The organism is Ectobacillus panaciterrae DSM 19096 (genome assembly GCF_000430785.1).
Lineage (GTDB): Bacteria > Bacillota > Bacilli > Bacillales > Bacillaceae_G > Ectobacillus > Ectobacillus panaciterrae.
Genome location: NZ_AUMR01000129.1, coordinates 1 through 8,570, shown reverse-complemented (window position 1 = coordinate 8,570; position 8,570 = coordinate 1). Strand labels below are relative to the sequence as shown.

Here is an 8,570-nt window from a genome sequence, read left to right as displayed (position 1 = left end):
TTAGTGTGCGAAATTTCAAATTTACATCACACAACTTGAGATTATGAAAAAATTCGCTATGGAAACAAAAAAAGAAAGGGAAGTTGTATGCCATGAGAATAATACAGCATGCTCATGTCTTTTGATGTGATGTCGTTTTTAAATAAAGTCACGGTGTTTATAAAAAAGTTGCGATGTTTTGCCCCTTTGGATCTGTTTATCTAAAGGGGTGTTTTTATAGTGAAAAGTGAAAAGAAGATCTGAACTGAAAGGTGAATTAAGGAACTGTTGAGTGGCAATAAAGTTACTCCACTAAAGGGCCATTTAATGGAATAAGACTTTCAAACAAGACTGGATATTTATGTGAGATTGTGAAGAAATGTACTTAAACGAAGAAGCAGGTTAGTTCAATTAGATACACTGCCAATAAATAAAAGTGAACCAACCATTCAGATTCAGTGAATAGTTGGCTCATCCATGAAATTTTTATTTGACTTTACTAAGATTAATCTTTTTGTAGGTCTTGGTTAGGTTTCTTATTGCTGATATATTCCAAATGGGCATTCCCCCAATCATGCATTCTTTCCAAGATAGGATCCAAGGTTTTTCCGTAATCAGTTATGGAATATTCAACTTTTGGGGGAACTTGGGGGGAAACAACCCGTTCGATAATACCTTCTTCCTCTAAGTCCCGTAATTGTAATGAGAGCATTCTTTTTGTTACTTCTGGCATTAATTTTTGTAATTCACTAAAACGTTTTGTTCCTCCACGTAATAAATGTAGTAGGATAATTGGCTTCCATTTTCCAACAATTTGGTTTGAATAAATAATGCTTTTAAAATCATTATATATAAAGTGACATTAACTATTTTCTGATCATTGAAGGGAGAAATTTATTATGAAAGAAAACTTTTCTGGAAATAACGCTGCTATGCTACTAATCGATCATCAGGTAGGAACAATGGGATGGGTTCGTTCTATTTCGTTCGATGAAATGAAAACCAATACGCTCGTTCTTGCGAAGGCTGCCAAAGTGTTAAATATGCCTGTTGTTCTGACAAGCAGTATGGAGGAGTATGCTCAAGGTCCACTTCTTAACGAATTGGAAGAAATTTTACCGGAGGAATTCGAAGCACGTATAAAACGTTTGGGAGTCGTTAATGCAATGGATGATGAGAATTTTTCTAATGCCGTGAAAGATACCGGAAGAAAAAAACTAATTATGGCCGGAGTAACGACAGATGTTTGTATCGTATATCCAGCTCTTACAGCATTAAGTGAAGGATATGATGTCCAAGTAGTTGTAGATGCTTGTGGTTCTCCTACGAAATTATCTGACGAGATGGCTTTACGACGTATGGAAAAAGCCGGAGTTACTTTAACAAGCACGAATCAGTTGATTGCAGAATTAGCTCAGAATTGGACTACTCCTGAAGGTAGCAAGTTGATCGAAATTCTGATGACTGATGTTTTCTCAAAGATGCAATAATGATCTTTAATAAATAATTCGCAGAGAACATTATATCCGATAGAGACGTTGAGGTCCTCTTGCGTTTAAGCCAACAGATGGACAGATTTGTTATTTAGTATAATTACCTTGGGGGGAAGCAAATGCAAATATTTAAATCTAATCAGGCATATCACATCGATCAAGGAATATTCCAAATTCATTTAATGCGACCTGGGCTAATTTTTGGGGATTCAACATTAGAAGATTATGCTTTCGGTCCATTAAGCAGGATAGACCATGCTACGTTGGGCGTAGGAGGATTCGTTGGAATGCATGAGCATAGCAATGACGAGATTTTTAGCTATGTGTTGCGTGGAGAGATGCTTCACAAAGATTCAATTGGACAGATGGTTACGGTCTCTCCTAATAATTTAATGATGATGAATGCTGGAACTAGTTTTTATCATGAGGAATCAACACCGGATAATCCTATTGAAATGCTTCAAATCTTTATAAGACCTGAAGCACCAGATCTTCCTCCAAAAGTTCAGTTTTTTGACCGTTCTGTAATTCCTTTGAACGGAGAATGGACGTTACTTGCAGGTCCAAAAGAAACAGGGGCGCCACTAGAAATTCGACAACAGGTAATAGTTTATGATGCACACGCCAAAGCGAATACACAACTGCATGCGCCTAAAATAGAGGGGCTAGCTCCATGGCTTTATGTGATGGAGGGAAGCATATCAGTAAATGATGTGGTAGTAAATAAAGGAGATGCCGTAACGGATCTTACTTCTGATTTATCCTCTATTTCTGTTCTTAAAGATTCAACTCTTGTTCTCTTTCTTGTAAAAATGGATGCCCCGATGACGTTGGCTGGACCATTCAGTGGAAGAAAACGTTAAGTTTATTCTTGGTGATTTAAAATTCATCAAATTATCTTTTAAAATAATATAAACCACTACAAAGAGAAATCCTGATTCATGATATCCCTACATGGTGTGGTTTTATTATTTTTTAAATAACTTTTTACTTGCAAAAATGCGTTTCAGAAAGTATATTGTAATCATCACAAAACGATACGTATCGTTTTGTTTTTTTACAAGAGACTGTTTTATATCAAGGAGGTGAAATCAATATGACAGGAAAGAAAAAAGAACCTCGGAGTAGAAATGAGATTCTTAATGCAGCCATTGAGATGTTAGAATTCACTAGTTATTCATCTTTAACAATTGAGGCAATTGCTTCACAAGCTGGAGTTGGAAAAACAACTATCTATCGATGGTGGGAAAATAAAGCGTACCTTGTGTTAGATGCTTTTTTAATGGCGGTAGATTCAAAATTTGAATTTAACAGCAATAATCCCGTACAGGACACCTTTAAACAACATCTGGAAGTTTTAGCCCGTATTCTTAACAGCAAGATTGGTAAATCAACATTAAGCATAGTTACAGAGAATGAAGAAATTGCTAAGAAATTTTACACCTCATATCTTAGCCTTAGAAGAAGTGAAGCAAAACAATTACTTCAAGCTGCGATGGAGAAGGGCGAAGTTCAATCCATAATTAACACGGATGTAGTTTTAGATATGTTATATGGTCCTATTTACTTCCAGATACTCATATATAAAAAAGTTCCAGATGAAGATTATATCAACGAATTATTAATCCAAGTTATGAAGGGAATTAGTATCCCGAATCAATCTTAAAACAGGAGGGTTTTTATTGGTGACTCAACCGGCAAATACAACATCATACAGTAAGAACTATTCTTTAATGACCACGATTTTATTTTGGTGTGGTTTAGTTATTTTAACTAGTATGTATATTACTATTCCGTTAACAACTGTATTTATCCAATCCTTTCATGTTAGCTCGACACAAGCAGCTTGGATTGGAAGTTCATTTTCTCTATGTTATGCACTGGGTTGTCTCCTTTATGGACCATTCTCCGACAGATATGGACGTAAAGTTTTTTTAGTAACGAGCATCAGTGTGTTAACAGTGGTTACGATTGCCATTGGATTTGTAGATAGTTTTTACGGACTTATTATCCTAAGAGGGATTCAAGGGCTAGTAGCTGCCGCGTTTGCTCCTATCTCATTGGTATATGCAGGAGAAATGTTTCCGCCTCCTAAAAGGCTAACAGCTGTTGGATTTATCAGTTCGGGGCTTCTAATGGCAGGGATAGCAGGTCAAGTTTTTAGCGGAATCGTGAATGAATATTTAGGTTGGCACGCTATTTTCTTTATTTTAGGAATTCTATATTTTATCACTACTCTACTCGTTATAGGATTTCTTCCAAAAGATGAAATGCTAAGACCGAAGGAAAGTGTGCTTATTAAGTTTAAACAAATGACAGCTCTTCTCAAACAAACACAGTTACTTTTAGCCTTTTCTATTACATTTATGCTTTTGTTATCTTTAGTTGGAATGTATATCATACTGGGCAGTTATTTGGGTTCAGCTAGGTTTGGGCTTACGAATCAGGAGATACTGTATATTCGGGCAGTTGGAATCATTGGGATGCTTCTATCACCGTTTGCCGGAGGAATTTCAAAAAAAATAGGGACAGCAACTGTTCTGCGAGGCGGATTAGCGTTAGCTACAATTGGATTATTTGCTTTAGGTCTTAGCCCTTCCTTGCCACTCATTGTCTTAATGAGTATAGGATTTGTAGCGGGCATTGCAGTAGTAACTCCCGTGATCATCTCGATTATTAGTCAACTAGCTGGAAATGCAAGGGGAAGTGCTATTTCATTCAATGCGTTTATTCTCTTCCTTGGCGCCAGCACGGGCCCTATATTAGCTATTAGCTTATTAAAAACAGAGCAATATCTATTATCTTTTGGAATCTTAGGGTCCATTCTCTTAGTAGGATTTTTATTATCCTTTTTTATCAAATTGGTTTCTACGATAACTTCTAAGAGTGTAGCTCCAGAACGAATTTCCTAAACCTTTTAATCTAAGATTTTCTAATCTATGGTTTTTGTACAGGGAGAGAAAAATATGCAGATCGTTTCATTAGTTTTACAAATTATCCTTGGTTTCATGTTTACCTTTCTTGGTATTTCATCATTGGTTGGTTCAAAGAAGGCATTAGAAAATTTTCATCATTTAAAATTACCAACATGGTTCCGTATGTTAACTGGGGTTGTACAATTACTAGGGGCTATTGGAATATGTATAGGAATTTGGAATCCATTGTTCGCAGTATTAGGTGGTGCTTGGATTGCTGTAACCATGTTAGTGGGAATCCTCTTACATTTTAGGGTGAAAGAACCTTTTTCAGAAAGTGTACCAGCTCTTGTTGTAATGATAGCAGCAATGATTGTGTTTTTTATTAACACTTAATTCTTGTGTTTTAACTAATGTCCTAAAACGCTTTTATATAAGGAAGTATTTTAATATTCTTGATAAATAACAAAGGGATTGCAATAGCAATCCCTTTGTTTGATTAATGAGAAGGGTTCTGGTGCAAAAACTTCAGGGCAATTGCAAGTAATCTCTAAATCTTGGACATACTGAACACCATCCCTTTTCTAGATTGATAGTGTCAGTATGTCCAAGTTTAAGAGGTTTTTTGCACCAGAACCTGTATGTGATATGCATTGCCCCTTGTTTAACTAAAAAGTACAGGATTTTTCAATTTTGGGGCATGTTTTTTTACTTTCCTAATCTTAACCCATATCAGGGTAAGCATTTACTTGATATAATGTATCATGTAAAAAGGAAGTAGATAGAAAGAATACTTCTAGTGATGTAATACTGAAAATGCAGGGAGATAGAACAATTTATGAGGAATGAAAAAGAAATTAGTCCCGCTAAATTAATGTGGAGAATGACGCGACCTCATACATTAACAGCGACGTTTGCTCCTGTCATATTAGGGACAGTTGCAGCACTTTATGAAACCAAGATTCATTGGCTTCTATTTATTGCGATGATGCTTGCATGTTTAGCATTGCAAATCGCAACGAATTTATTTAATGAATATTATGATTTTAAACGTGGATTAGATACTGCTGATTCTGTTGGAATTGGAGGTGGAATTGTCCGTCATGGATTGAAGCCAAAAAATGTTTTTACGGTTGCTATTTTATTGTATATCGTGGCAGCATTTATTGGTGTGTATATTTGCATGAATAGTAGCTGGTGGTTAGTGGTCATCGGTTTATTCGGGATGGTGGTTGGCTATTTATACACAGGTGGTCCATTACCAATTGCGTATACACCGTTTGGAGAGCTATTTTCTGGATTATCAATGGGGACAGGCTTTGTATTAATTGCTTTCTTTATTCAAACCAATATGTTAACGGTTGAAAGTATATTGATTTCCATTCCGATTGGGGTTTTAGTAGGGGCAATCAACATGTCGAATAACATCCGAGATATTGATGAAGACATTAAAGGTGGAAGAAAAACGTTGGCTATCCTCCTTGGGAGAGAGAAAGCAGTGGCAGCTCTAGCTATTGCCTTTTTACTTTCCTATTTATGGATTATAGCGATTGTATCAATGGGTTATGTAAGTCCTTGGTCATTAGTTATGTTCCTAGGCTTAAAAAAGCCAATCTCTGCAATTCAAGCTTTTCAAAAAGGGGCAAAAGAACCTGAATATATGCGTATAGCAATGAAATCAACAGCGATAACAAATACAATTTTTTCCTTCCTGTTATCAGCAGGATTATTAATTAGTTATCTGTTTTAAAGAGGAAAGCATCCCCAAATGGTAGAGGGGATGCTTTTTCCATTTGTTATGTTAACTAGAAAGAGGAAAATGAATGACTTATATATGTCCAATCTGTGGGTACGATGATTTAGAAGAGCCACCTTATGATAACGATGGAGATCCTTCGTACGAAATATGTTCTTGTTGTGGTTTTCAGTATGGTTTTGATGATCTAGATCGAGAATATGACTTTGAACAATATAGACAAAAATGGGTTCTGGTGCAAATACTTCAGAAGAGATATAGAGAGGTGAAAAGTTTCCTAGTGGAATCTACTTTATGCTGGAAGGCCGAATAGTTGATGAATGAGGTTCACTTGATTTCGGACAGACTTCTCCCCTTGGAGAGTTTGTTCTTTTTTCATCATATGCATCGCCTCTATGCCACTCAGTATGTAAGTGGCAATACGAAATGATTTCAATCCTAACATAGAACGAACACGTTTCTTGATAAAACGATGATCTTGTTCCACGATATTGTTTAAATATTTCTTTTGTCTCAGTTGCATGCCTGATGGCATGTTTTTTTCCTTCCTCAATTCTTCAACTGCTATAGGATAAGCCGGATTTTTATCCACTGTTATGACACGCGGCTTAGAAACATGAAAAGACCGCAAAGCTTTCTTGAAAAAGCGCTTTGCAGCCTTTTGGTCTCTTGTTTTGCTTAGATAAAAATCGATAGTATCTCCTTTCGAATCGACAGCTCGGTACAGATACATCCATTGACCTTTAACTTTTATATACGTTTCATCAACTCTCCAGGAGTCATTTGTTTGCTTGAGGTGACGACGAATTCGCTTGTTTAACTCAGGACCATACTGATGTACCCAACGCATAATGGTAGTGTGGGCGATGGATAAACCACGCTCTTCCATTATTTCCACTAAATCACGAAAACTCAGATTGTACCGTAGGTACCATCTCACTGTAAGAAGGATAATTTCAGACTGATAATGTTTCCACTTGAACAAATTTTTCGTTTTCATACCGATGACACCCCTTTTTTAGAGTCATAGTATCAGTATGTCCAAGTTTGATAGATTTTTTGCACCAGAACCTGTCAGGCTGATAATGTTTCCATTTGAATAAATTTTGGTTTTCCATACTGATCATGCTCCTTTTTTAGAGTAGTAGTATCAGTATGTCCAAGTTTACTAGATTTCTTGCACCAGAACCCACAAATGTGTACTATTTGTGAGTGTTTCTTTTGTAAAGAGATTAAGCCTCTACCTTAACTACTCTTTCGAAACCAGTCTTTACTGCTTGTATAATTTCATTCACAGCGTGAATAGATACGTTCTCATTTGGATTTAATTCTTCGAACCAGTGATAGGCCCCAGGATATAAATGAAATTCGACATCAACACCAGCTTCCGCAAGTTTGGATACATAGGTTAATGTTTCACTGCGGAATGGATCTAATTGACCGACACAAGTGTATGTGTATGGCAAATTACGATAATCCTCAGCTCGAGCAGGGGCTGCATAGGCAGGAATATTATCCGTTTCATACAGTTCACCTAAATACATTTTCCAACCAGCTTCATTCGTCTTCTGATTCCAAACCAATCCTTCTTTAATTTCATTCGTAGAAGGTGTATTATTTCGGTCATCAATCATTGGATAGAGTGGCATTTGGAAACAAATAGAAGGGTATTGTCGATCGCGGGCTAATAATGTCAATGCTGCTGTTAATCCACCGCCAGCGCTCGCTCCTGCAACACCAATTCGATTCGAATCAATGTTTAATGGCTCTGCATTATCAGCAATCCATTTTAATGCTGCATAACAATCCTCAATTGGTGCTGGATAAGGATGTTCAGGAGCTAAACGGTAGTCTACAGAAACGACCACACAGTTGGCTTCTTTTACAAATCTCATACAAGTATCATCATCATCATCTATAGACCCTAAGATATAACCGCCACCATGTATCCATAACAGGACAGGTAAGGATTCATTAATTGATTTTGAACGATAAATTCTTAATGGTAATGGATTAGCATCAGGTCCTACAATGACTTCATCTGTTAATGAAAGGGATTCATCAACAACGGTAGGTGGTCTCAATTGCGATACTCTTTCTCTGCTTGCTTGCAAGTTCTCTGGGCGTAAATCGAAGTCTGGAAACATTTCTAATCCAGGTAATAACTCTGGATTTACTCGGTTCTTCATTTTAACATCCCCTATTTAGAATCGTTTTCAAATAAGTGAAGTGTATTCTAAGTAGTAACGGTGTACCTGACGCTGTATTGCTCATTGTTTTATCTTGTAATCATTACCAAGGTTGACTTGTTGGTCCAATTGTAAACTCATTAATGTTCGTATCTTCTGGCTGATCCATCGCGAATGCAACAACATTGGCAACTCGATCAGCTGAAATACCATATTGTTCGTACAACGTAGTCATACC

Annotated in this window: 9 protein-coding genes and 1 pseudogene; 6 read left to right on the top strand and 4 right to left on the bottom strand. The window is 36.6% G+C overall.

Annotation, left to right across the window (positions count from 1 at the left end; all coding sequences use genetic code 11):
• Positions 1-484: 484 nt before the first annotated feature.
• A complete protein-coding gene (locus H540_RS0120665) occupies positions 485-832 on the bottom strand; it encodes a winged helix-turn-helix transcriptional regulator (protein ID WP_034671566.1) in 348 nt (115 codons plus the stop codon).
• Between the two features lie 46 nt (positions 833-878).
• Here H540_RS0120665 and H540_RS0120660 point away from each other — a divergent pair, with 46 nt between their 5' ends.
• The 6 genes from H540_RS0120660 (at position 879) to H540_RS0120635 (ending at position 6,137) form a co-directional block, all read left to right on the top strand.
• Complete coding sequence (locus H540_RS0120660) at positions 879-1,469, top strand: isochorismatase family protein (protein WP_028402209.1); 591 nt, start codon at positions 879-881, stop codon at positions 1,467-1,469.
• 122 nt (positions 1,470-1,591) lie between these two features.
• Entirely contained in the window at positions 1,592-2,335 is a 744-nt protein-coding gene (locus H540_RS0120655) for a pirin family protein (RefSeq protein ID WP_034671564.1), read from the top strand.
• 233 nt (positions 2,336-2,568) lie between these two features.
• Entirely contained in the window at positions 2,569-3,138 is a 570-nt protein-coding gene (locus tag H540_RS0120650; protein WP_028402207.1) for a TetR/AcrR family transcriptional regulator, read from the top strand.
• A 19-nt stretch (positions 3,139-3,157) separates the two neighbouring features.
• Positions 3,158-4,384: an MFS transporter gene (locus tag H540_RS0120645; protein ID WP_028402206.1), complete on the top strand. Its 1,227-nt coding sequence runs from the start codon at positions 3,158-3,160 to the stop codon at positions 4,382-4,384.
• 54 nt (positions 4,385-4,438) lie between these two features.
• Positions 4,439-4,783 carry a DoxX family protein gene (locus H540_RS0120640; RefSeq protein WP_028402205.1) on the top strand — a complete coding sequence of 115 codons (345 nt, stop codon included), beginning with the start codon at positions 4,439-4,441 and terminating at the stop codon, positions 4,781-4,783.
• Between the two features lie 442 nt (positions 4,784-5,225).
• Positions 5,226-6,137 carry a 1,4-dihydroxy-2-naphthoate polyprenyltransferase gene (locus H540_RS0120635; protein WP_028402204.1) on the top strand — a complete coding sequence of 304 codons (912 nt, stop codon included), beginning with the start codon at positions 5,226-5,228 and terminating at the stop codon, positions 6,135-6,137.
• Between the two features lie 298 nt (positions 6,138-6,435).
• Here the strand turns inward: H540_RS0120635 and H540_RS0120625 are convergent, their stop codons facing one another.
• The 3 genes and pseudogenes from H540_RS0120625 to H540_RS34810 all read right to left on the bottom strand — a co-directional run.
• The gene (locus H540_RS0120625; RefSeq protein WP_028402203.1) at positions 6,436-7,143 is read right to left on the bottom strand and encodes an IS6 family transposase; all 708 of its coding nucleotides are present in this window, start codon (positions 7,141-7,143) and stop codon (positions 6,436-6,438) included.
• Between the two features lie 232 nt (positions 7,144-7,375).
• Entirely contained in the window at positions 7,376-8,332 is a 957-nt protein-coding gene (locus tag H540_RS0120620) for an alpha/beta hydrolase (protein ID WP_028402202.1), read from the bottom strand.
• Positions 8,333-8,435: 103 nt separating this feature from the next.
• A pseudogene (locus H540_RS34810) lies at positions 8,436-8,570 on the bottom strand (oxidoreductase); the annotation flags it as partial.